This is a genomic window from Mycobacterium sp. Root135 (genome assembly GCF_001426545.1).
Classification (GTDB): Bacteria; Actinomycetota; Actinomycetes; order Mycobacteriales; family Mycobacteriaceae; genus Mycobacterium.
This window is the reverse complement of the sequence record NZ_LMEZ01000001.1, coordinates 656,179-679,420: the sequence shown is the minus strand read 5'-3', so window position 1 is coordinate 679,420 and position 23,242 is coordinate 656,179. Positions and strand designations below refer to the sequence as shown.

General features: G+C 67.0%; 23 protein-coding genes. 10 read left to right on the top strand and 13 right to left on the bottom strand.

Annotated features, from left to right (window positions below; genetic code table 11):
* Window positions 1-23: 23 nt before the first annotated feature.
* The gene (locus tag ASD37_RS03325; RefSeq protein WP_056548035.1) at window positions 24-1,115 is read right to left on the bottom strand and encodes a glycosyltransferase; all 1,092 of its coding nucleotides are present in this window, start codon (window positions 1,113-1,115) and stop codon (window positions 24-26) included.
* Window positions 1,116-1,577: 462 nt separating this feature from the next.
* Between ASD37_RS03325 and ASD37_RS03320 the strand changes: the two genes are divergently transcribed.
* Both ASD37_RS03320 and ASD37_RS03315 read left to right on the top strand, forming a co-directional pair.
* Window positions 1,578-2,900 (top strand): UDP-glucose/GDP-mannose dehydrogenase family protein, encoded by a 1,323-nt coding sequence (locus ASD37_RS03320; RefSeq protein WP_056549758.1) that lies wholly within the window; start codon window positions 1,578-1,580, stop codon window positions 2,898-2,900.
* A gap of 27 nt (window positions 2,901-2,927) precedes the next feature.
* Entirely contained in the window at window positions 2,928-3,863 is a 936-nt protein-coding gene (locus tag ASD37_RS03315) for a glycosyltransferase family 2 protein (RefSeq protein ID WP_056548032.1), read from the top strand.
* A 24-nt stretch (window positions 3,864-3,887) separates the two neighbouring features.
* Here ASD37_RS03315 and ASD37_RS03310 read toward each other — a convergent pair whose 3' ends face one another.
* The 5 genes from ASD37_RS03310 to ASD37_RS03290 form a co-directional block, all read right to left on the bottom strand.
* Entirely contained in the window at window positions 3,888-4,682 is a 795-nt protein-coding gene (locus ASD37_RS03310) for an ABC transporter permease (RefSeq protein WP_056548029.1), read from the bottom strand.
* A complete protein-coding gene (locus ASD37_RS03305; RefSeq protein WP_056548026.1) occupies window positions 4,679-5,416 on the bottom strand; it encodes an ABC transporter permease in 738 nt (245 codons plus the stop codon). Before ASD37_RS03305 ends, ASD37_RS03310 begins: the two co-directional genes overlap by 4 nt.
* A complete protein-coding gene (locus ASD37_RS03300) occupies window positions 5,416-6,345 on the bottom strand; it encodes a daunorubicin/doxorubicin resistance ABC transporter ATP-binding protein DrrA (RefSeq protein ID WP_056548023.1) in 930 nt (309 codons plus the stop codon). Before ASD37_RS03300 ends, ASD37_RS03305 begins: the two co-directional genes overlap by 1 nt.
* 131 nt (window positions 6,346-6,476) lie before the next feature.
* Window positions 6,477-8,207, bottom strand: a complete 1,731-nt coding sequence (locus ASD37_RS03295) for an AMP-binding protein (RefSeq protein ID WP_082569923.1) — start codon at window positions 8,205-8,207, stop codon at window positions 6,477-6,479.
* Between the two features lie 324 nt (window positions 8,208-8,531).
* Window positions 8,532-9,041 carry a PPOX class F420-dependent oxidoreductase gene (locus ASD37_RS03290; protein WP_370072198.1) on the bottom strand — a complete coding sequence of 170 codons (510 nt, stop codon included), beginning with the start codon at window positions 9,039-9,041 and terminating at the stop codon, window positions 8,532-8,534.
* 48 nt (window positions 9,042-9,089) lie between these two features.
* On the opposite strand from ASD37_RS03290, the gene ASD37_RS03285 reads away from it, so the two are divergent.
* Window positions 9,090-9,479, top strand: a complete 390-nt coding sequence (locus ASD37_RS03285; RefSeq protein ID WP_056548019.1) for a MerR family transcriptional regulator — start codon at window positions 9,090-9,092, stop codon at window positions 9,477-9,479.
* Here ASD37_RS03285 and ASD37_RS03280 read toward each other — a convergent pair.
* Together ASD37_RS03280 and ASD37_RS03275 are read right to left on the bottom strand one after the other, a co-directional pair.
* Window positions 9,460-10,194, bottom strand: a complete 735-nt coding sequence (locus ASD37_RS03280; RefSeq protein WP_056548016.1) for a hypothetical protein — start codon at window positions 10,192-10,194, stop codon at window positions 9,460-9,462. The two genes, ASD37_RS03285 and ASD37_RS03280, sit on opposite strands and share 20 nt — an antisense overlap.
* A gap of 46 nt (window positions 10,195-10,240) precedes the next feature.
* Window positions 10,241-10,606: a hypothetical protein gene (locus tag ASD37_RS03275; RefSeq protein ID WP_056549752.1), complete on the bottom strand. Its 366-nt coding sequence runs from the start codon at window positions 10,604-10,606 to the stop codon at window positions 10,241-10,243.
* A 135-nt stretch (window positions 10,607-10,741) separates the two neighbouring features.
* Here ASD37_RS03275 and ASD37_RS03270 point away from each other — a divergent pair, with 135 nt between their 5' ends.
* Both ASD37_RS03270 and ileS read left to right on the top strand, forming a co-directional pair.
* Window positions 10,742-11,365, top strand: a complete 624-nt coding sequence (locus ASD37_RS03270) for a hypothetical protein (protein ID WP_156720704.1) — start codon at window positions 10,742-10,744, stop codon at window positions 11,363-11,365.
* A gap of 229 nt (window positions 11,366-11,594) precedes the next feature.
* Window positions 11,595-14,726, top strand: a complete 3,132-nt coding sequence (ileS, locus tag ASD37_RS03265) for an isoleucine--tRNA ligase (protein WP_056548010.1) — start codon at window positions 11,595-11,597, stop codon at window positions 14,724-14,726.
* Between the two features lie 20 nt (window positions 14,727-14,746).
* Here ileS and ASD37_RS03260 read toward each other — a convergent pair whose 3' ends face one another.
* From ASD37_RS03260 to ASD37_RS03245, 4 genes are read right to left on the bottom strand one after another with little or no spacing between them, the layout of a single operon-like run.
* Window positions 14,747-14,983, bottom strand: coding sequence for an RNA-binding S4 domain-containing protein (locus ASD37_RS03260; RefSeq protein WP_056548006.1), 237 nt, complete (start codon window positions 14,981-14,983; stop codon window positions 14,747-14,749).
* A 10-nt stretch (window positions 14,984-14,993) separates the two neighbouring features.
* Window positions 14,994-16,331, bottom strand: coding sequence for a hypothetical protein (locus ASD37_RS03255; protein WP_235567958.1), 1,338 nt, complete (start codon window positions 16,329-16,331; stop codon window positions 14,994-14,996).
* 20 nt (window positions 16,332-16,351) lie between these two features.
* A complete protein-coding gene (locus ASD37_RS03250; RefSeq protein WP_056548000.1) occupies window positions 16,352-16,855 on the bottom strand; it encodes a DUF2505 domain-containing protein in 504 nt (167 codons plus the stop codon).
* Between the two features lie 46 nt (window positions 16,856-16,901).
* Window positions 16,902-17,393, bottom strand: a complete 492-nt coding sequence (locus ASD37_RS03245; protein WP_056547997.1) for a hypothetical protein — start codon at window positions 17,391-17,393, stop codon at window positions 16,902-16,904.
* Between the two features lie 180 nt (window positions 17,394-17,573).
* Between ASD37_RS03245 and ASD37_RS03240 the strand changes: the two genes are divergently transcribed.
* Window positions 17,574-18,929 carry a DNA polymerase IV gene (locus tag ASD37_RS03240; RefSeq protein ID WP_056547994.1) on the top strand — a complete coding sequence of 452 codons (1,356 nt, stop codon included), beginning with the start codon at window positions 17,574-17,576 and terminating at the stop codon, window positions 18,927-18,929.
* An 11-nt stretch (window positions 18,930-18,940) separates the two neighbouring features.
* On the opposite strand, the gene ASD37_RS03235 is transcribed toward ASD37_RS03240, so the two are convergent.
* Window positions 18,941-19,876, bottom strand: a complete 936-nt coding sequence (locus tag ASD37_RS03235) for an asparaginase (protein ID WP_056547991.1) — start codon at window positions 19,874-19,876, stop codon at window positions 18,941-18,943.
* A 73-nt stretch (window positions 19,877-19,949) separates the two neighbouring features.
* Between ASD37_RS03235 and lspA the strand changes: the two genes are divergently transcribed.
* From lspA to ASD37_RS03215, 4 genes are all read left to right on the top strand, one after another.
* Window positions 19,950-20,588, top strand: coding sequence for a signal peptidase II (lspA, locus tag ASD37_RS03230; protein ID WP_056547988.1), 639 nt, complete (start codon window positions 19,950-19,952; stop codon window positions 20,586-20,588).
* Window positions 20,588-21,517, top strand: a complete 930-nt coding sequence (locus tag ASD37_RS03225) for an RluA family pseudouridine synthase (protein WP_056547986.1) — start codon at window positions 20,588-20,590, stop codon at window positions 21,515-21,517. Before lspA ends, ASD37_RS03225 begins: the two co-directional genes overlap by 1 nt.
* Entirely contained in the window at window positions 21,514-22,434 is a 921-nt protein-coding gene (gene rarD, locus ASD37_RS03220; protein ID WP_370072192.1) for an EamA family transporter RarD, read from the top strand. The genes ASD37_RS03225 and rarD overlap by 4 nt, the downstream gene beginning before the upstream one ends.
* 97 nt (window positions 22,435-22,531) lie before the next feature.
* On the top strand, window positions 22,532-23,233 hold the full coding sequence (locus ASD37_RS03215) for a TetR/AcrR family transcriptional regulator (RefSeq protein ID WP_056547983.1): 702 nt from the start codon (window positions 22,532-22,534) through the stop codon (window positions 23,231-23,233).
* The last annotated feature ends 9 nt before the right edge of the window (window positions 23,234-23,242 follow it).

Genomic DNA, 23,242 nt, shown 5'->3' with positions numbered 1-23,242 from the left:
GGTTGCCGTGGTCCCCAAGAGGGTTAGCTAGCCTGGTTGCCGCGGCCCTCTCGGGTGTGGCCATCCGGGTAACCGCCCGGGCGGCCGAACAGCGTGTTGGCCATCGTCTCGGTTGCGGCCTGCCACGAACCGTGGTCGACGGCCCAGGTGCGGATGGCGACTCGGTCAACGAGGGAGGACTCTTCGCGCGCTCTGCACAGCGCATCTGCCAACCCGTCTGCGCTGGTGTCGGCAGGGAAGAGCCGGTGCCCACCGGCGAGGTCGGCGAGGTGGTTCACCGAAGGCCCCACGATCGGGCAGCCCATGCTCAAGCTGAGCAGGGCGCTGCCGGAGGTGAAGAAGGCGCGGTGGGCAATGGTCGCGACGTCGGCGGCGGCGAAGTACGTCGGTACCCGCGAGTCCGGAATCTTGCGCGCGTGGAGCACGATGCGTGGATCGGCTGCGGCCGTCTCCAGGGTTGACTGCACGCCGCCGACGGGAGCGCCCGCGATCAGCAACCGGTCATCGTCCCTGGCGCACCGGCCGAACGCTTCGATGAGCGTGTCGATGCCCTTGTAGGGCCGGATGAGGCCGAATGCCAGTGCAACGAAGCCGTCCGCCGGAAGGCCGAGCTCCTCGCGGGCCGCCCGTTGGGACGGGGGCGTTGGGTAGGCATCCGCGTAGTGGGGGTGGTGCACGACGGTGCTCGGACCGGCATACCCGAATTCCCTGGCCAATTCCGCTCGGGCGCCTTCGAAATGGACGAAGACGTGGTCGGCAAGGCCGAGCAGGTTGGCGCGAGCCTGGTGGCCTAGGTCCGGGTGTGGATCGTCATGTGGCAGCAGATTGTGGGCGGTCCACGCGATCCGCACACCCCTGCGCTTGAGGGCACGCAGTTGGGCGTCGACCGATCTGGCGCCGCGCTGGTATCTCCAGCGCGCAGCGTAGGTATGCGTCTCACCAGGCCAGTGAACGTGCAACCAATCGCCAGCGCGTAGTCGCGTCGCCGCGGTGAGTAACAGGTGAGCCGAACCGGAATGCAAACCCTCCCGATTGAGGCCTTCGACCACGTTGGGGAGATACGGGTTGTCGTACCACCTCGGCCACGCCACGACGCGCATGTCCCTGGTCGTCATGACGGTGACGGGTCGACCAGTCGCGCACCGCGCCCGTCGTGCTCAATCATGTTTTCTCCCAACCGATGTCGAGTAAGGCTAGCAACTGAACCCGGTACGTGCGCAAGCCTGAACGACCCCTGTGAATGCGGTGTCGGCGCCGCCGTCCGGCCTACGATTTGCCCCCTGGAACCGCTAGCTCCCTTCCTCCCGATGGCGTCTTGCCACAGCCCGTGCGGATGGTTGCTGGCGCGGCGGCCCGAGTGCCTTCCGCCGACCCGGCCGAGCAAAGCCACCGCCGAGAGCGAAACGCATGCGGCGCCCTCTAAGATCGTTCAGTGCACCGTCGTGGTCACGGGCTGGTCGACGACCGCTCGACTGCCGCGCACGAACGGGCGGCGATGTGGCGGAACACGCACGGCATGAAACGATCGTCGAAGACCACCTGACCGAAACATACCTCTACACGTGGAGTGCAGTGAGATGAAGCTGAGCGTTATCGGAACGGGTTATCTCGGGGCGGTCCATGCGGTCTGCATGGCTCATCTTGGCCACGAAGTCGTCGCGTACGACACCGACGCGTCCAAGATCGCCATGCTCTCAGCCGGTTCCTCGCCCTTCTACGAGCCCGGGTTCGACGAATTGCTGGGTACCGTGCTCGCCACGGGACGGTTGCGCTTCACCCAATCCGCCGCCGAAGCGGTCTCAGGCGCGTCGGTTCACTTCGTGTGTGTCGGAACGCCACAGCTGGCGGGTTCGGACGCCGCCGACGTCCGATACGTCGACAGCGCGTTCAAGGCGGTCGTCGCGAGCGCGGATTGCGACGGCTTGATCGTCGGGAAGTCCACCGTCCCGGTCGGCACGGCCCAACGGCTGGCCGCGGAACTGGGGGAGTCGTCGTCACCCCATGCTCTGGAAATCGCGTGGAACCCCGAGTTCCTGCGCGAGGGCAAGGCGATCGAGGACACGCTACGTCCGGACCGTCTGGTGTTCGGTGTCACGTCCGAGCACGCCGAGAAGACTCTGCGCGAGGTCTACGGCTCCCTGATCGACGCCGGCACACCTCACCTGACGTCGGATCTGGCGACGTCGGAGTTGGTGAAGGTCGCCGCAAATGCGTTCTTGGCGACCAAGATTTCGTTCATCAACGCGATGGCCGAAGTGTGCGACATCGTCGACGCCGACGTGGTCTTGCTCAGCCGGGCATTGGGATACGACGACCGCATCGGCTCACGATTCCTGAACGCGGGCTTGGGTTTCGGTGGCGGGTGCTTGCCCAAGGACATCAGAGCCTTCAGCGCACGAGCCGGCGAGTTGGGAGCCTCGGACGCGTTGCGCTTCCTGCACGAGGTCGACAAGATCAACGTGAGGCAGCGGGAAAAGGCCGTCGCGGCTGCGCGTTCGATCGTTGGCGGGGACTTCCTTGGCAAGAGCATCGCCGTCTTGGGTGCGGCATTCAAGCCAAACAGCGACGACGTCCGCGACTCACCGGCGTTGAACGTCGCTGCCGCAATGCATTTGATGGGTGCCGACGTACGCGTGCACGACCCGAAGGCCATCGCGAACGCGAGAACGCGATTCCCGACGCTGAGCTACTTCGACACCGCGGAGGACGCATGCCGCAATGCCGACCTCACCGTGTTGGCCACCGAGTGGGACGAGTACTGCAGCATCGAACCCGCGTCGTTCCGTTCGGTCGTCAAGGTCCCGCGGCTACTCGACACCCGAAACGTCCTCGACCGTCAGTACTGGTCTGACGCCGGCTGGCAGCTCTACGGCCTCGGCCGAGGCGGACCAGCCGCTTAGGCTCAGTCGCTACGAAGGAGATTGCTTGTGGGAGACCAGTCCATAGAGGTCATCATCCCGGTTCGCGACATGGCAGAGCACTTGCCACGGCTGCTCCAACCTCTTCTCGACCAGATCGTCGACGGCGACCGGGTCACCGTGGTCAACGACGCGTCCACCGACGAGACCGCAGCAGTGGCACGTTCGCTGGGCGCCCATGTGGTGACGGTGACCGAGAGCCGGGGGCCGTACTTCGCCCGACAGCTGGCCGCGAGTAACTCCACCGCCGACGTCCTGTTGTTCGTCGACGGTCGTTGCCGGCCGTTGCCGGGGCTGCTCGACGCCCACCGTCAGCTGCAGCGACAACCAGGTGTCGCGTTGTCCTGCACCAACGTTCGGACACTCCCTGGGCCTACCGTTGCCGCACGCCTGGCCGCCCGAATGCAGCCGTTCATGCTTCCACGGGGAGGCGGGGCGATGAAGGCGACCATCGGCATGGTGCCGCCCCAGCCCGACTACTATCCCACCGCCAATCTCGGCATCGACAGGATCGCGTTTGCCAAGGTGGGAGGCTTCAGGGCCATGCGTGGGGGTGGTGACACCGACATCTGCTGGCGCATCCAGAATCAATCGCTTGGCACGATAGCCGCCGACACCAGGGTTCTGATGGAGTGGGAGCCGCGAGCGACGGTCGGGGATCTGATCAGCCAGTGGAAGCGCTACGGGCACAGCAACGCATACATGCGGTGGGTACACCGCAACGGCACTGCGGATCACGTCGAGGACGCCGGGCGACGCTACTCGCCGGCTGAGGCGTGGCAGACCCTCCGTACCGAATTGCGCCGTCCGCCAGGCGAACTCGCTGCGACCGCCCTGGTCGGCATCGCCTTTCAGTACGGCTACTTTGCCGCCACCCTGAAGCGATCGAAGTTCGAGATGCCAGTCAGCTTCGACGTCGTTCCCGACGTCGGTTCGACGCCCTGACCCAGTCCTGACCCCGGTCGAGGCTCAGCCGTCGACCTTTCCGCCTTCGACGGCACCGCGGTAGCTGCGCACGGCCATGGGAACCACCAGCGCTCCGATCACCGCGGCCCACACCAGAGTGAGAAGGATCGACAGCCCCGCGGAGCCACCCGAGGACAGGGCTCGCATGGCCGCCGCGGCCGGCGCGAGCGGTTGGTAGTCCGCGATTGGCCGTAGCAACGCGGGAATCTTGTCGGACGGGGCCAGGGTCCCGAATGCCAAGCCCGTGCAGACCGTATTGGTCCACATCAGGATGATTCGGCCCTGCGGGCGCAACGCCAGCGTGATCACGATCGTCGCGAACACGACGACGACGATGACGGGCATCAGCAGGTAGGCGAGAAACCCCAACCAACTGCCGGTGAAGCGGAAACCCATCGCGTACCCGATTGCCACGACGATCGCAGATGCGACGAAGGTGCGCACCGCCTCCGCGAGGAGCGCGCCGGTCAACGGAGCGGTTCGGCGAACCGGCATCATCCACATCCGGGTGAGCAGACCACTGTCCCGGTCGTACGGGACGGCGAGGCCGGCACCGATGGCACCCGACATCGCGCCTGCCAACGTGCACACCGGGATCAGCAGGTCCAGTCCGCTGTTGCCGGTAAGCCGGGTCATCGACTTGCCGACGAGGAGACCGTAGATGACGAGGAGTCCCGTGGGAAACAACAGGGCCTGCAGTGGGACGATCGGATAGCGGCGCCACTGGACGAAGAGCCGACCGGCGAAGATCCAACTCTCGGCAAGCAGAGAACGCCGCCGCTCCGCCACCGCAGTCACGATCTCCGCCCCTGAATTCGCACGGCGATGATGCCGAAGACCACGAGCATTCCGATGCACCACGCCAAGCTGGTGACGACGTTGCCGGTCTCCACCTGGCCCACCGTGAAGCCCCGCAGCGTCTCGATGATCTGGGACACCGGTTGATACGTGACGAAGGGGTGCAGCCACTCGGGGAAGGCGTCGACCGGTGCGAGTCCGGTCGACAACATCACCAGCAGCACCTGCGGGACGAGCAGCAGTTGGCTGGCCACCTCGGTCCGTCCGGCCTTGTTGCCCGTCGCATCCGCACCGAGTGACAAGGCAAGCGTCAACGTCAGCGCCATCAGCACGAACGCCGCGGCATAGCCGAATCCGCTGGTGATCCGGAACCCGAACAGGTAGGCGCCGAGAAACGACGCCGTCAACGCGAGCCCACCTCGGATGAGGCAGTACGCCATTCGGGCCATCAGCGGTGTGTAGGGCGAGATCGGCAACGTGCGCATACGAGAGCTGATGCCGCTGATCTTGTCCCAGGCCGCGCGATCGGTAGTGGTCAGAGCACCGAACAGCATCGCTTGGACGACCATCGCAGGCAGTACGTATTGGGGGTAGCTCATGCGACCGGTCGCAATGACGTCACGCAGGAGAAACGTGAGGCCGACCAGGCCGAGAATCGGCACTACGACTGCGAATACGAGGTCCAGTCGCCCACGTCGCAAGGTGCGGGCGGTGAGGAGGGCAAAGGCAGTCATCAGGACTGAACCGGGTTGGTCAGGTGTAGGAAGACCTCGTCGAGAGACGGGCGGCGCAGCGAGATGTCGAGAAGTTCGACGTCGAGTTCGTCCATCCTGCGGAACACCTCGGACAGCGTCGTCACACCGCGAGGCGCGGGTACCGAAACGGAGCCCGTGTCGGCGTCGACCTCGACCTCTTCGAAGTCGGCCAGCGCCAAGGCGATACGCGGCAGGTCCTCGGGATTCAGAACAGTCATCTGGCAGTAGCTGCTGCCCGTCTGCCGCTTGAGTTCGTCGGACGTTCCGCTCGCGACGATCTGCCCGTGGTTGAGGATGACGATGGAGTCGCTGAGAATGTCTGCTTCTTCGAGATACTGGGTCGTCAAGAGCACGGTGATGTCCTGGGCAGCCATCGATGCGACCAGGTTCCAGACGTCGCGCCGGCTGCGGGGATCCAGACCCGTCGTCGGCTCGTCGAGGAAGAGCACCTTGGGCGGCACCACCAGCGACACGGCGATGTCTATACGCCTGCGCATACCGCCGGAGTAGCCGCTTACCTGCCGATCAGCGGCGTGAGCCATGTCGAATTGCTGGATGAGTTCCTCGGCGCGGGCCCGCGCCGCGCTGCGACGCAACCCGCGCAGCCTGCCGAAGAAGACCAGGTTCTCTCGGCCGGTCAGGCGAAGGTCGAGTGCCGCGTCCTGCCCCGTGACACCGATGTTCTGTCGCACCCGGACGGCATCGGTGGCCACGTCGTAGCCGGCGACCAGAGCGGTTCCGGAGGACGGCTTCAACAGCGTGGAGAGAATGTTGACGGTCGTGGTCTTGCCGGCACCGTTGTGTCCGAGCAACGCACACACTGACCCGGTGGGAACGGAGAAGCTCACGTCGGTCAGAGCGGGCACACCCTTGCCGAATGTCTTTGCAACGTTGACGACTTCGATCACGGGCGCACGCCATCAAGGGTGTCGACCGACGTCGAGCCATTGCCAGAGGTCATTGCGTGCGTCCGTTCACTCGATTCTTGCGGGTCGTCGGTGCGGGGCAGTTCAACGACTCAACCCGAACGCGTGTGTCGTCACGAGTCCAGTCGGACGAAACGGCCCTGGCGGTACAGGTCGACGCACGCCTGCCTGCGGATCTTGCCGCTGGTGGTGATGGGGATGGCCCCGCGTGACACGAAGACGAGGTCGGCGGCGCTGATTCCGTGTGCCTTCGAGATCGCGGACGTCACGTCGCTCTTCACCGTCGCGAGCCGCTCCTGGGTCTCCTCGGGAGTCGCCCGTTCCTTCATCTCGACGATCGCCACCAGCTTCTCGGTGGCTTCGTCCTCCACCGAGATGGCGGCGACGCGACCATTGGAGACCGCGGTGACGGTCGCCTCGATGTCGTCGGGATAGTGGTTGCGTCCGCGGACGATCAGCAGGTCCTTGATGCGCCCGACGATGAACAGCTCGTTTTCGTCGACGAATCCCAAATCGCCTGTCCGCAGCCATGTTTCGGTCGGGATGTCGTCGGTCGGATTCTCGATGACGCCGCGGAAGGTGCTCTCGGTCTCGTCGGCCTTGTTCCAGTACCCGGCACACACGTTGTCGCCGTGCACCCAGATCTCGCCGACGGTGCCCGCAGGCGCCTCGTGCCGCGTCTCCGGGTCGACGATCCGGACGAGGGGTGACTCTGGCGTGCCGTAGCTGATCAGGGACGTTCCGGTGGTCGTCCGCTTGGCAGTGCCCGCGGTCAGCTTCTCGGTGTCGAACGTGACGACGGCGGGCGGTTCACCCGGCTCGCGGGTCGCGACGAACAGGGTTGCCTCGGCGAGCCCGAAGGACGGCCGGATGACCTTGCCTGGGAAGTTGAACTTGGCCAGTCGAGACGTGAAGCGCTTGACCGAAACGGGCTGAACGCGTTCGGCCCCGCAGATGATCGCCAGCACGTCGCCAAGGTCGAGCCCGGCCAGGTCCTCGTCGGTGGTGCGGGCGGCGGCAAGGTCGAGCGCGAAGTTCGGCGTCGCCGTCAGCGCGCGGGTCCTGATGGCCAGCTGCTGCACCCACCGTGCGGGACGCTGCAGAAACGCGATCGGGCTCATGATCACGGAATGCCAGCCGCCGAGGATGGGCGCGCAGATGCCGAGGATGAGCCCCATGTCGTGATAGAAGGGCAGCCAGGAGACGACGGTGGTGTTCTGCGGGCCGACCTTGCCGTACTCGCTGAGGAGGGCACCGACCTGCTGCTCGAAGTTCGACAGCAGGTTGCGCTGCGACACCATCACCCCGGCCGGCGTCCTCGTCGACCCGGAGGTGTACTGAAGGTAGGCCGTCTCCGGTGGCGTCTCGCGCCGTGACGTCGACCGGCGGCGCACGCTCAGGTCGAGACGGTCGACCTCGAGAACCACCGGCGCGGCATCGCCATCTTGCGACGTGGCGTAGGGGGCAACCGCAGCGGCGGTGCTCGCCGTGGTGAGGATGACCGTCGGGCGGGCGTCAGCCATGACGGCCGCGACGCGGTCGTCATGGGCGCCGATCGAGGGGGTGGACAGCGGGACGGCGATGACGTTCGCTTCGAACGACGCCAGGAACCCGAGGATGTAGGACATGTTCTGCGGTGCCAGGATGACGACCCGGTCACCGATTTGCGCGTGTTCGCGGATCTCCGCGGCCAGCGTGACGACTTGCTGCTGGAGCTGCGCCCACGTCAGCGTCTCTTCGACGCCTTCCCATTCCACGTCGTAGTCGATGTAGGTGAACGCGGGATCATTTGGCTGCAGGCTCGCCCGCTCGCGGAGAATCGCGGGAATCGACGAGTCCAGCATTGGTGGCCCTTTCTGCAGCGCAAACGATACGTGTGGGTCGAGCTTAGGGAACGCGACCACGCAATGCGCAATGTAGCGAGTGTGACTATGGCACAGCCGGTTAGGCACCTCGACCGCGCTGAAGAAACTGACGCTCCGGCAAACATTGTCGCAAATCAATTGGTGTTCACCAAAATTGGATACCTTTTGCCTGAAATGGCGCTGGCGGGGCATTCCACGACGCCCTGAGCTCCTGCTCGGCCCGGCGACTCCTGACCGGAATCCGTCGTGCCACGGGTTAGTCGGCACCGGCGGAATCGGCCAGCTACCGGCCGAGGCGGATGTTCACGCCCCGCCTAAGGGTGTCGCCGTCGCTTCGGCCGCATCGCCGCGGTCGAGGACCACCTCGACGATCGCACTGTCCGGCCACAGGTCGGTCGTCGTTGCGCGGCGCAGCTTTTCGCGCAGAGACAGCATTTGGTGGACGTTCTTCACACCGGGGAGTCGCAGCAGCGGCACGAGGTTGTGCTGCCAGCCGTAGCGCCGATGCAGGGCGGCGTTGCCTGCTTCGGCGGCCGGCCCGCCGACGATCGTCGCCCGTCCACGCACGGTGGGGTGCCCCGCGGGGTAACGGCCGCGGAAGTCGCACGGCCACAGCTCGACGTTCGGGTTGGCGGCGATGCGTCGGGTCTTGGGTCCCTGCTTCGTTCGGAACACCAACACGTCGCCGGTCAGGACGAACCAGATTGGCGTGTCGACCGCGCTGCCGTCGCGGCGGTATGTCCGCAGTTGGACGTAACGGGTGGCGCTGAGCGATGCGAGGGCGTCGTCCATGTTCGTTTTCATGTCGTTCATTGAAGAACCTCGAGTTGACTCGAAGTCAAGCTCGGGGATGATGGCCTGATGTCGTTCTCCATTGGTCTGGTAGCCGAGCGTTCCGGCGTCGCGGCGACGACGCTCCGGTTCTACGAGTCAGAGGGGTTGCTGAGCGCTCCTGGCCGAATCGGCGGCCGCCGGCGGTACGACGAGGGGGTCTTCCACCGGCTGGAGGTAATCGGGCTGTGCAAGGCTGCGGGTTTCAGCCTCGAGGAGATTCGCGTCTTGCTCGACGACGACAGCCCGGGGCGCGCGGCGAGCCGGACGCTGGCCGAGGCCAAGCTCGTCGACGTCGACTCTCAGATGGCCACTCTCGTTCGAGCGAGGGAGATCATCGAGTGCGCGATGCGGTGCACCTGCCCGTCGGTTGACTCGTGCGCGTGCGCCGCCAAAAAGCTCAGCGGCTCGCCCTGCTGAACCACTTGGCCTTGACGCGCCACGAATGCGCCGACGTCAACGCGAAGCCCGCACCGCACAGGCAGGCGAAGAACCACACCAGGTTGCCGTTCTCGATGGGCTGCAAGGAGGGCACGAACACCGTGACGATGCGGACGGCGCACGCCATCATGCCGCACAGCGAGGCGGCCAGGTAGACGTTCGCGACCGTGCGCGAACGGGGATCCTTGCGCAGGATCAGCAGCGCCCGCGAGCCGTATCCCAACAGGTAGATCAGCGTGCCGCAGAGAAGGAGCCAGTAGGCGCCGAGCCAGAAGTCGGTGTGCAGCTCGAAGAAGTCCGGGGCGTAGATCTTCGCGCCGTTGCCGAGGGAGAACGCGGCCAGCAGCAGCGGGATGCACAGGGTGGCGGGACGCTCGACGTACTGCTTGAAGGTGACCTGCATGGCATGGTCGTCCTGCAGCCTGCCGAGCGAGTTGTAGACGATCGCCGACGCCGCGACGATGTACATGTCGTGGCCGATGTAGTCCTCGAGGTTCCACAGTCCGGTCAGCGAGTGCAGCCAGTGTCCGACCGTCTCGGATGCCAGCGGTGACATCAGCATCACGGTGGCGCCTTGAAGCGCGATGTTCAGAGTCGCGGCAACCTCCCAGCGACACGACCACGTGACACGGCGAATCCAAAGACTCCACGCCACACACAGCAGTGTGACGGTGATGAGGACTGCCAATCCCATGAGGTGTCGCTTTCAAACTCAAGTTGCCGGTGGCAAATATTACTTCTTATAACGGGGGAGCGTCGGCCCGCGGTGTGAGGTCACGAAGCCTTGGCCGACGGATCGTTCGCCTTTCGGTCGTGGATTCGGCGATCGTGGCCACCGAGAGTGGTGCCGACTCGACGTAATTCCAGACTTCCTCGCGGGTCATCAGCCCGAAGCGAACCTGCAGGTCGGGGTAGCTGAGGTTGAAGCGATCCGCCACCAAACGCAGCTCTTCCGCGTTGGGGTAGTCGGCTTCCTTTATACGACGGTAATAGGTGCTACTCGAGGTACCGAGTGCGTCGTAAATGGCCCTCGCGTCGACGTCTCCGTCAAGCAGATAGTCGAGCAGGGTCTTTAGCTGCCGGCCGTTCTCATCAGTCCGTGGCACGGCCACAGCTTAGCCGGTGTCGCCTTTGTTGGGCAGGGTCCGCCGCAAACCGGATAACGGTGTCGTTATTGACATGGCCGTCACAGTTTTGGCAGATGTGTCCCATTTCTGGGACAGCCGTGTAGCGTGCCACACATGACGCGCGCAAACCTGCAGCTGACCGATTACGACGCCGAGGGCCGCCCTCGAGTCGAAGACCTGGAGCTGGTCTCCGCGTCACTGTCGGCAGTGTTGACCATGGAGCTGGACGGGGCCGCCGGTGTCCTGGAACTGACCACGGACGAGATCCTTCTCGCAGCGCTCGGGCGCGCGATCGAACGCACCATCGGCGCCGGCGTCGTCTGCGTCGACGTGCCGTGCTACGGCACCAGCGTGCAACCCGTCGAGCTGTCGTGCATGGCACCCGCGCAGTTGGACGCCGACGAGATGCTTGCCGGCGTGCACCACGAGCTCGACGCGGTGGCCGTACACCGGATCGTGCACGGCGTGCCCGACGACCCGAGGTCAGGCACCGTCTCCGCCGTGCTGTTCGCCACGGGGGAGGACGCCGCCGAACGGACGCACCTCGGTCACGTCCTCGAGCTTCGCGCCTACCGCCGCGGTGACGTCATCGCCTTGGACTGGTGGTTCGACGCTCGCAGCTTCGAGTCGTACACCGTCGCCGAGCTGGCCGACCAGTTCCCGCTGGCGATGATCGAGCTGACGTCGGAAGCCACGCCGCCGGTTCACGCCACCCACGAACTGGCGCTCGCCCACTAGCGGTCACTAGGATTTCCGCAGAGGCGTCGATCCGGCCATCACCGGGGAGTCTTCGGAAGAACGGCGTCCGGACCCCGGAAGCTCAGTAGAACCGAACGGGTGGGCCCGTCATCGCCCACATTCGAGCGGCGTACCTCGTGTGCGCAAGCGGGGTGGTACCGCGGTGTCCGCGCACGAGCGCGGTGTCGTCCCCGTGCCTTGTCGAACATGGGCACAGGAGACGAACACGGTGACGGCCTATACGAGACCGGCGAGTGGATCGCCGAGCTTCCCCGACCTCGAGCTCGAAGTACTCGACTACTGGGACGCCGACGGGACCTTCCGCGCCAGCATCGACCGACGTGAAGGCGCGCAGGAATACGTCTTCTACGACGGGCCTCCCTTTGCCAACGGGCTGCCGCACTACGGCCACCTGCTGACGGGATACGTCAAGGACATCGTCCCGCGCTACCAGACGATGCGTGGCCTCAAGGTCGAGCGCCGGTTCGGCTGGGACACCCACGGGCTACCTGCCGAACTCGAGGCTCAACGCCAGCTCGGCATCACCGAGAAGGCGCAGATCGAGGAACTGGGGATCGCCGCCTTCAACGACGCCTGCCGCGCGTCGGTGATGAAGTACGCGGGGGAGTGGCGGGCCTACGTCACCCGTCAGGCCCGCTGGGTCGACTTCGACAACGACTACAAGACGCTGGATCTCGGCTACATGGAGTCGGTTCTCTGGGCCTTCAAGCAACTGTGGGACAAGGGGTTGGCCTACGAGGGCAACCGTGTTCTGCCGTACTGCTGGAACGACGAGACGCCGCTGTCCAGCCACGAGCTGCGGATGGACGACGACGTCTACCAGAACCGGCAGGATCCCGCGTTGACGGTGGGATTCCGGGTTACCGACGGTCCGCTTGCCGGGGCGCATCTCCTGGTGTGGACGACGACGCCGTGGACGTTGCCGTCCAACCAGGCCGTCGCCGTAAACCCCGACGTCACCTACGTACAGGTGGAAGGCGTCGACGGCAGGCGTTACGTCCTCGCCGAGGGACGGGTGGCGTCCTACGCGCGCGAGTTGGGCGAGGAACCGACGGTCGTCAGTTCGCACTCCGGCCGGGACCTGCTCGGCGTCTCGTACCTTCCGCCGTTTCCGTATTTCATGGACTCTCCCAACGCCTTTCGGGTGCTGCCCGGCTCCTTCGTCACCGTCGACGACGGCACCGGCATCGTGCACATGGCTCCGGCGTACGGCGAGGACGACAAGGCCACCGCGGACGCGGCGGACATCGTCGCCGTCACACCGGTGGATTCCAAGGGCCGGTTCGACACAACGGTTCCCGACTACGCAGGCCAGCACGTCTTCGACGCCAACCCGCAGATCATCCGTGACCTGAAGAACGGAACGGGCGCCGCCGTCGTCAACGGAGCCGTGCTGCTGCGGCACGAAACCTACGACCACTCCTACCCGCACTGCTGGCGGTGCCGAAACCCGCTGATCTACCGGGCGGTGTCGTCGTGGTTCGTCAAGGTCACCGAATTTCGTGACCGGATGGTCGAGCTGAACCAGCAGATCACCTGGTACCCGGAGCACGTCAAGGACGGCCAGTTCGGCAAGTGGCTGTCCAACGCCCGCGACTGGTCGGTCTCGCGAAACCGCTACTGGGGCAGCCCGATTCCGGTGTGGAAGTCCGACGATCCGGCCTATCCGAGGATCGACGTCTACGGCAGCCTCGACGAACTGGAACGCGACTTCGGGGTGCGTCCGACGGATCTGCATCGGCCCTACGTCGACGAGCTGACCCGGCCCAACCCCGACGATCCAACCGGCGCGTCGACCATGCGCCGCATCGAGGACGTGTTCGACGTCTGGTTCGACTCGGGTTCGATGCCGTATGCCCAGGTGCACTACCCGTTCGAGAACCAAAAGTGGTTCGACGGCGTCAGCGGTGGCGCGGATGCCCACAGTCCCGCCGACTTCATCGTCGAGTACATCGGTCAGACCCGTGGCTGGTTCTACCTGCTGCACGTGCTGTCGACCGCACTCTTCGACCGGCCGGCCTTCCTCACCTGCGTCTCCCACGGCATCGTGCTTGGCAGCGACGGTCAGAAGATGAGCAAGTCGCTGCGCAACTACCCCGACGTCACCGAGGTGTTCGACAGGGACGGTTCGGATGCGATGCGATGGTTCCTGATGGCCTCGCCGATCCTTCGGGGCGGCAACCTTGTCGTCACCGAGCAGGGGATCCGCGAGGGCGTCCGGCAGGTGTTGCTGCCGCTGTGGAACGCGTACTCGTTCCTGGCCCTGTACGCGCCGCAGAAGGGCACGTGGCGGACGGACTCGACCAACGTGCTGGACCGGTACATCCTTGCCAAGCTAGCCGCGCTGCGGGATGACCTCACCGCCTCGCTGGACGTGTGCGACATCTCGGTGGCGTGCGAGCAACTGCGGCAGTTCACCGAGGCGCTCACCAATTGGTATGTGCGACGGTCGCGTTCGCGGTTCTGGGACGAGGACGCCGACGCGATCGACACCCTGCACACCGTCATCGAGGTGACCGCCCGGCTCGCCGCACCGCTGCTGCCGTTGATCACCGAGGTGATCTGGCGTGGCGTGACGGACGGCCGATCGGTGCATCTGACGGACTGGCCGCAAGCCGGCGAGGTTCCGGCCGATCCCGCGCTGGTGGTCGCCATGGACCAGGTGCGCGACGTGTGCTCGGTCGCGTCGTCGGTGCGCAAGGCCAAGCAGCTTCGTGTCCGGTTGCCGTTGCCGAAACTGACGGTGGCCGTGCAGGATCCGGATTCGCTGCGTCCCTTCACCGATCTCATCGCCGACGAGCTCAACGTCAAGGCCGTCGAGCTGACCGACGACATCGACGCCTATGGTCGCTTCGAGGTGGCCGTCAACGCCAAGGTCGCGGGACCACGGTTGGGCAAGGACGTCCAGGCGGCGATCAAGGCCGTCAAGGCGGGCGAGGGCATCGTCAACCCGGACGGCACCCTCACCGCGGGGCCCGCAACGCTGCAACCCGCCGAGTACACCTCCAAGCTGGTCGCCGCGGAGCCGGAATGGACCGCCGCGCTGCCCGACGGCGCGGGGTTGGTGGTCGTCGACGGCACCCTCACTCCCGAGCTGGAGGCGGAGGGCTGGGCCAAGGACCGCGTCCGTGAACTTCAGGATCTGCGCAAGTCCTCGGGGCTGGACGTGTCGGACCGGATCACCGTGACGATGTCGGTGCCAGCCGAGCGGCGTGACTGGGCGGCCACCCACGCGGACCTGATCGCCGGCGAGATTCTGGCCACGACCTTCACCTTCGGCGAGCCGTCCGACGGAACGGAGATCGGCGACGGGGTCAGGGTCGCCATCGCCAAGGCGTGAGCCGGGCCATGGGGTGAAGCTCAGCCCTCGGTCACGTCCCCAGCTACGCGGGCGACCTCGTCCCCGAACGCCACCGTGTCGCCGTGGCGCAACTGACGGCCCCGCCGGATCTCGACGGTGTCGTTGACGCGCACCAACCCGTCGGCGATCACCCCCTTGGCGTCGGCACCGCTGTCGATCATCCCGGCGTGCTTGAGGAATTGGCCGAGGCGGATGGAGTCCGATGAGATCGGTACGTCCCGAGCAGACTGCGCCATGACGGTCAGGCTATTCGACGGTGCCGACGAGCCCCATGTCGGCCATCGCCTGCGCGAACGCCTCGCGTAGCGCGGCCCGGGTGTTGGTGCCCCCGACGACCCAACTGCCGACGGTGACGGACACCTGACGATCGGTGCGACCGGAGCCCACGAACAGAAGGCCACCCATACGGTCGAGAACCGTCGTGGTGATCTTGGGCTCCAGCATCCGGAGCGTGATGTGGTCGGCCTCGGTCCCGTCGGGACGGTTGGTCTCCGGTGGGAGCACGCCGAGGTTGGAGCACCCGACGGGGTTGCCGACCTGCTGCACCAAACCCTCGAGGCGGCGTACGAGGAAGGCCGGGGTCAGCGGCACCAACGCCAGCGGCCCGAGAAGCTCGTTGGGCGTGTCGGCGAGAGCCGTGAGCGCCGTCTTGAGGTCGCTTCGAACCCGACCCAGGTCGGTCGTCACGGTGCTCGGGTCGACGGTCACCGTTGTCGCGGTCAGGGCGTTGGCCCTGGTGTCACCCGGCGTGCGCTCGCTGACCGGCAGCGATACCCGCACCATCCCGTCGCCGTCGACGCGTCCCAGAATTTGGCCGAGCCGTGCGCCCAGGCCCACGAACAGCGAATTACTGCTGCCACCAAGTTCTTTCGCGCGCCGATCCCACTGCTCGACGTCGAAGAAGACCACCGAGTTGGGCACCACGACCTCGGTGTCCGCACCGGCGATCCGATCCGCCCGCGGCTTGCCTCCGGACTTGACCGACGTGGAGAGCCCTTCGCTCTCCTTCCTCGCCACGCGTGCTGCTGCGACGACGGCCTTCGCCATCTCGGGCACGTCGCGCAACGCCCGCCTGCCGTCCTCGCGCACGGCCTGCCGACGCGTGCGGTACCCCGGCCGCGGGTAGCCGAGGTCACGGCGGACGCCGGCGACGGCGTCGACGGTGGCGTCGATGATGGCCTTCGCGTCACCCACCGAGTGCGACACGATCAGCGTGACCGCGGTGCCGCCGCCGGTCAGTGGTTGGACCCCGAGGTGCCACGACGGCCCGTGCTGGGGGTCGACGGGCAGGCGTAGCCGTTCGTCGGCCCACTCCCACACCTCGGACCTTGGGCGGTCCTCGGCGGCGATCTCGATGGTGGCCGGACCGGGCGCCGCGACCCACCTGTCCCGGCCGAAGGGAAGTGCGGATCGCTCGATGCGCCGACCCAAGAGGCCGAATCCGAGGTTCGCGTGGAACCTGCGCAGCCCGTCCAGGTCGACTGCCCGGTCGTAGATCCACGTGAACTGGATCAAGGGGCCGCGACCGAGCGCCCTCAACGCGAGGAATGAGCCCTGGTCGATGTAGGCGAGCGTATTATCCACCGGCACATGCTAAGCGCCGTTCAGTGCTGCCGGGACAGCCAGGCGTCGGTGATCGCGACGACGTCGACGATCCCGTTGGCGAGTTGGCCGGCGACGAAGGTGGCGATGGTGCCGCCGATGAGTGGAACGTTGACCTTCACCGTGGCGGTGCCGGTCAGGTGGGTGCCCGGCCCGTCGGGCGTCAGCTCAACTGCGCCGCGTCCGGACAGCGGCGTTCGCGGGGCGTCGACGGTGATCTCTCCGCGGACGGTGCCACCAACGGGGTACCACTCCTCGCACTGGACGATCTCCAGTGACGCCAGGCGCAGGCGTCGAATCGGATCCGGGAGCTGGTCACCGCCGAAGCGCATCGTCATCGAGACACGGGTGAGCCCCGACGCGTCAGTGTCCAAGGAGTCCAGCGTCGGTGACCCACCCTCGAATGCACCGAGGCGGGTGGTCCAATACGCCGGGTCTTCGAATGCTCGCTTGATGCTCTCGAGGGGATGCGGAGACTCCGCGGTCAGCGGTAAGGAACGCAGCACGCCGAACTTTCGAGCTCGGCGTGGCGCGCGGGACGACAGCCGTCGATCAGATGAACGGGATGCCTGGCGTGAGATCCGGCATCTTGAGCTTCGGTGCAGACGGGAGCTTGGGACTGGGCAGCTGGATTCCGGGGAGCTTCGGCTGCAAGTTGAGGCTGATGTCGGGGACGAGGCCCAACCCGAGGCTCGGAAGCACCACGTCGGGAAGGTTCACCGTGCCGAGCGACGGAATTCCGCCAGACAGCGCGCCCAAGCTGCCGCCACCGCCGCCACCGAGCGACGGTGGGGCCGGCAAAGCCTGCAGCTGCTTGCTGATACCGGCAACCAGGTCGACGCACTGGTGATTCTCTTCGTCGACGATTGTGCCGTCGGGGCAATTGAGACCCTTGGCCGGTGCGGGGCACGCCTCGTCGCCGGGAGCACATTCGTCGGCGTGGCTGATCGCAGGAACGACGACGGTCCCGTAGAGCAGGGGGCCCATGGCAAGAGCCGAGCCGGACGCGAGGGTCACGAGAACCCGCTTCAATCGGACGGTCATGTAATTCCTTGATGAAATAGACGCAATGAACGAATCGAGTTGAGTGTAGACAATTGTTTGGTCGCTGCCCACTGCTGAGCGAATTCCGGCAAACGGAATGATTGTGCAAATCTCTCGTGGGCTGGTCAGGCACGGGCCTCGACTCGTCGTCCGTCGGGGCCGGGCCCTAGCATCGCCTTCATGGAGGGGCGTTGGGTCCTGCACTTCGACATGGACGCGTTCTTCGCCTCGGTCGAGCAGCTGACGCGACCGACCCTTCGTGGTCGACCCGTCCTGGTTGGCGGGCTTGGCGGCAGAGGCGTCGTCGCGGGGGCCAGCTACGAGTCCCGCGTCTTCGGTGCCAAGTCGGCAATGCCGATGCATCAGGCCCGGCGCATGGTCGGCCCGGCGGCCGTCGTGTTGCCGCCGCGTGGAGTGGTCTACGGGGTGGCCAGCGGCAAGGTCCTCGATACCGTCCGCGCCATGGTCCCGGTTCTCGAGCAGCTGTCGTTCGACGAGGCGTTCGGCGAGCCGACCGAGCTGGCGGGGGCCGACGCCACCGACGTCCACCGATTCTGCGAGGAGCTGCGGGCCCGCGTGCGCGCCGAGACGGGTCTGATCGCCTCCGTCGGTGCAGGCTCCGGCAAGCAGCTCGCAAAGATCGCGTCCGGGCTGGCCAAGCCCGACGGCATCCGCGTCGTCCGGCGCGACGAGGAACGCGTCCTGCTTGCGGGGCTTCCGGTCCGAAGGCTGTGGGGGATCGGTCCCGTTGCCGAGGAACGGCTGCACCGCCTTGGGATCGACACCGTCGGCGCCTTGGCGGCACTGAGCGCCTCCGAGGTGGCCGACATCCTCGGAGGCACCGTCGGCCCGGCCCTGCACCTGCTGGCGAGGGGCGTCGACGACCGCCCGGTGGCAGAACGCTTGGGCGCCAAGCAAATCAGCGCCGAGTCGACCTTCGCGGTGGATCTGAACACGTTGGCGCAACTGCGCGAGGCGACGGGCCCGATCGGCGAGCACGCCCACGAACGCCTGGTGCGCGACGGTCGAGGTGCGCGCACCGTCACCGTCAAGCTCAAGAAGTCCGACATGAGCACGTTGACGCGATCCGCGACCCTGCCCTATGCGACCGCCGACTCGGCGACGTTGATCGGCACCGCGCGCAGGCTGCTGCTCGACCCCATGGAGATCGGTCCCGTCAGGCTGCTCGGGGTGGGGTTCTCGGGATTGTCCGACGTCCTACAGGAGTCGTTGTTCCCCGACCTCGACCAGACCCTGGAGGCATCCGACAGTCACCTCGCCGGACCGGTCGTCGCCACTCCCGAGGAGTCCGTCACGGCGTGGCGCATCGGCGACGACGTCACGCACTCCACCCATGGACACGGCTGGGTGCAGGGCGCCGGGCACGGGGTGATGACGGTGCGTTTCGAGACACGTGCGACCGGGCCCGGCCAGGCCCACACCCTGCCGCACGGCAGCCCCGACGTCACGCGAGCCAACCCGGTGGACAGCCTCGACTGGCCCGAGTACGTCGCCGCGATGGTCCAGTCCGACTGATCCGGACGGTGCTATCGCACGCTCGCGGGTCGGACGTCCGGCACGTCACCCCATCTGGCGAAGACGTCGCCGACCGGCTGACGCGCGGCCAGCGCGGCCATCAGGAGTACGCGGGACTGTGGCGGCGGCAGCGTCGACGCGACCACGGCGCCCGCCTCGACGAGCAACCGGCCCGGCCCGTAGCCGACGGTGACGCGCGCTCCGGGAACCCTCGTGGAGATGACGACCTCGACGCCGGCCGCGCAGGCCCGTCGGACCCCGTCGATCACCGCGGCGCCGGCGTTTCCCGACCCGAGCGACTCGAGCACGATGCCCTCGGCGCCTGCGGCCACACACGCGTCGACTGCCACCGCGTCGGCGCCTGCGTAGGTGGCGACGACGTCGACCCGGGGTGCCCGGCTTGCGGACAACTGGCCGAGCGACGCCCGCCGCCTGGCGCGCGGGGCCACGTCGACGCCGATGAAGCCGGCGCCGGTCTTGGTCAGCCCCAACGGTTGCCAGATCGTCCCGGCCAGCGTCACGACGACGCCGATGTCCCTGGCGTGCGCGTTTCCTGCCAGTGTCACGGCGTCATGCAGGTTGGCGGGCCCGTCGGCGTCCTCTGCGTCGGCACTTCGCATGGCGCCCGTCAGCACCACGGGCATGTCGCCGACGTAGGTCAGCTCCAGCCAGAGCGCCGTTTCCTCCATCGTGTCGGTGCCATGGGTGATCACCACGCCGTCGGCACCGGCCTTGGCCGCCGACGTCACCGCCGCGCTCATCCGATCCCAGTCGGACGGCGTCAACTGGGAACTGTCCACCGCCATCAGGTCGACGACCTCGACGTCGACGTCGGTTCGCAGTCCCGCCGTGAGGTCGTCACCGGTCTGGGTGGGGCGCGCTACGCCGTCGGCGCCGGTGCTGGTGGCGATGGTGCCGCCGGTGGTGATCACGACGACCCGACTCATCCGGTGACGACCCACGGGCCCGCTTCGCTCATGCGGCGATTGTTCACCATGGAACCTTTGGGATGATGGGCGCGTGACTGACGAATCAACGGGATCGACGGAGTCCGCGACCGCGGGCGACGAAACCGACCCACCGCCGCAGCGGCGTCGACTGCGTCTGTTGCTCTCGGTCGCAGCCGTCGTGTTGCTCGTCGACGTGGTGACGAAGGTGTTGGCGGTCAAATGGCTCACGCCGCAGCAGCCGGTGTCCATCATCGGCGACACGGTCACCTGGACGCTGGTGCGCAACTCTGGCGCCGCATTCTCGATGGGAACCAGCTACACCTGGGTGCTGACTCTGGTGGCGATCGGTGTCGTCATCGGCATCATCTGGATGGGCCGACGGCTGGTGTCGCCGTGGTGGGCGCTGGGTCTCGGCATGATCCTCGGCGGAGCGCTCGGCAACCTCGTCGACCGCTTCTTCCGGTCCCCTGGACCGCTGCGCGGCCACGTGGTCGACTTCCTGTCGATCGGATGGTGGCCGGTGTTCAACGTCGCCGACCCCGCGGTGGTGGGCGGCGCGATCCTGTTGGTGGCGCTGTCGTTGTTCGGCTTCGACTTCGATACCGAGGGGAGGCGCCAGCCGGACCGAGCATCGGACACCGAGGGACGGCGCCAGCCGGAGGAGACCACCGCCGCTCAGGCGACCGAAGCCGATACCGAGCGGGACTGATGACGACCAGGTCCATGCCGGTACCGGAGGGTCTCGCGGGGATGCGAGTCGACGCCGGGCTGGCGCGCCTTCTCGGCCTGTCGAGAACGGTGGCCGCGACGCTGGCCGAAGACGGTGGCGTCGACCTCGACGGGGCCGCGGTCGGCAAGTCCGACCGTCTCGTCGCGGGCGCCTGGCTCGAGGTGAGGCTCCCGGAACCGGCTGCGCCACTGGACAATCCGCCAGTCGACATCGAGGGCATGGACATTCTCTACGCCGACGACGACATCGTCGCGGTCGACAAGCCGGCAGGCGTTGCCGCCCACGCGTCGGTCGGGTGGACCGGCCCAACGGTGTTGGGCGGGCTGGCCGCAGCGGGCTTCCGGATCACCACCTCGGGTGTGCCGGAACGCAAGGGCATCGTGCAGCGTCTCGACGTCGGGACCTCGGGCGTGATGGTCGTGGCGATATCGGAGCACGCGTACACGGTGTTGAAGCGCGCGTTCAAGGAGCGGACCGTCGAGAAGCGCTACAGCGCGCTCGTCCAAGGACATCCGGATCCGTCCAGCGGCACCATCGACGCCCCCATCGGCCGGCATCGGAGCAACGACTGGAAGTTCGCGGTCAGCGAGGGCGGCAGGAACAGCGTCACCCACTACGACACGGTGGAGGCGTTCGCGGCCGCCAGCCTGCTCGACGTGCACTTGGAGACCGGCCGTACCCACCAGATCAGGGTCCACTTCTCGGCACTGCACCACCCGTGCTGCGGCGACATGACCTACGGCGCCGACCCGACCCTGGCGAAACGCCTCGGTCTGGAACGCCAGTGGTTGCACGCCCGACAGTTGGCGTTCGCCCATCCCGCCGACGGCCGCCGCGTCGAGATCACCAGCCCGTATCCGGCCGACCTGCAGCACGCCCTGGACGTCTTGCGGCACCACGACTCGTGAGCACCCCGCCGGCCGGTGAATCACGCCGGCGCAGTGGCCTGGTCGCGGGCGTCGGCGCCTACACCTGGTGGGGGCTGTGCCCAGGGTTCTTCCCGTTGCTGCTGCCCGCCGGCTCGCTCGAGGTGCTTGCACACCGGATCGTGTGGAGCGCGGTGTGCCTGTGCGTGGTCCTCGCGGTGGCCCGCCGGTTCGGCGATTTGCGGCGCCTGAGCGGTCGCACCTGGCTGCTCTTGTCGGCGGCGTCGGCGTTGATCTCGGTCAACTGGGGGATCTACATCTGGGCCGCGACCAACGGCCACGTCGTCGACGCGGCCCTCGGGTACTTCGTGGCGCCCCTCGTCACGGTGGCGTTGGGCGTGTTGGTGTTTCGCGAGCGCGTCGGGCGGTGGCAGCTCGTCGCCCTCGGCCTGGCCGTCGTCGCGGTGGTGGTGCTGACCGCGGAGGTGGGGGAGCCGCCGTACGTCGCGGTCGGGCTTGCCACTTCGTTCGGGTTGTACGGCCTGGTCAAGAAGGTGGTGGTGGCCGACCCGCGGGTCAGCGTCGCCGTCGAGACCCTGCTCGCGTTGCCGTTGGCGGGCGGCTACCTCGTCGCGTTGCAGATGATCGGGCAGGGTCACTTCGTCGGGTACGGAACGGGCCACGCCGTGCTGTTGCTGCTGGCCGGTCCGGTGACCGCGGTGCCGCTGCTGCTGTTCGCGGCGGGAGCGCAGCGCCTTCCGATGGTGACGATGGGGCTGTTGTTCTACTTGAATCCGGCGCTGCAGATGGCGTGGGGTGTCCTCGTCGCCCACGAGCCGATGCCCGTGGGACGGTGGGTCGGCTTCGGGTTGATCTGGATCGCGCTCGGGGTGCTCACCGTGGGTTCACTGCGCCGAAGGGCCACGGCCACGACGGAGTTGCCTGGCGAACCCGCCTGATCCGGACGGCCAGCCCTGTCGGGCCACGCACGCCGCGAAAAGTTTGCCAGGTGCGAACAGTTGACCAGGTGGCAGCAATGCAATACGGTTTGCCGACATGGCGCAGGGTGACGATCGGCCGGTCGTGACCACCCGTCGGCGCGGACGTCCCGTCAACTCGGACTCGGTGGAGACCCGCAACCGAATTCTTCGGGCGGCCAGGCAGGTCGTCAACGAGCGCGGATACCAGGCGGCCACCTTTCAGGCCATCGCGGTGGCCGCCGGACTGAGCCGGCCGACGCTGCACTACTACTTCGCCTCCCGCGAGGAGATCTACCAAAGCCTGGTGGTCGAAGCCGGTGCGGTGGTCGCCGATCTCGTCGACGTCGCACAGCGACCAGCCACCCTCCTGGCCCAGTTCGCCGCCCTGGTGGAGGCCGTCCGCCAGGCCGACAGCCGGGACCGTTCACAGGTCGCGTTCATCGTCAGCGCCCGGTTGGAATGCACCAGGAATCCGGAACTGCGCGCCTATGCGAGCACCTGGTTGCACGACTGCCTGGTGACGCTGGTCACCGCGGCCCGCGCCCGCGGGGAGCTGTCCGAGAGCGCCGAGGTCGCGCCGGTGGCCGACATGCTGCAGGCGCTGTTGTTGGGCGTCGTCTTCTACGCGGGTTTCGTCGACGCCGCCGACGACATGTCCCTCATCACGGCCCAACTGGACCGCATGGTCTCGCGCGGACTGTGCCCCGACGGCCAAAATTGGCCGACTCGCGGCGACACGATGGCCGACACGCCGAGCGCCGTCGGAGGGCAGCAATAGACTGGCCGC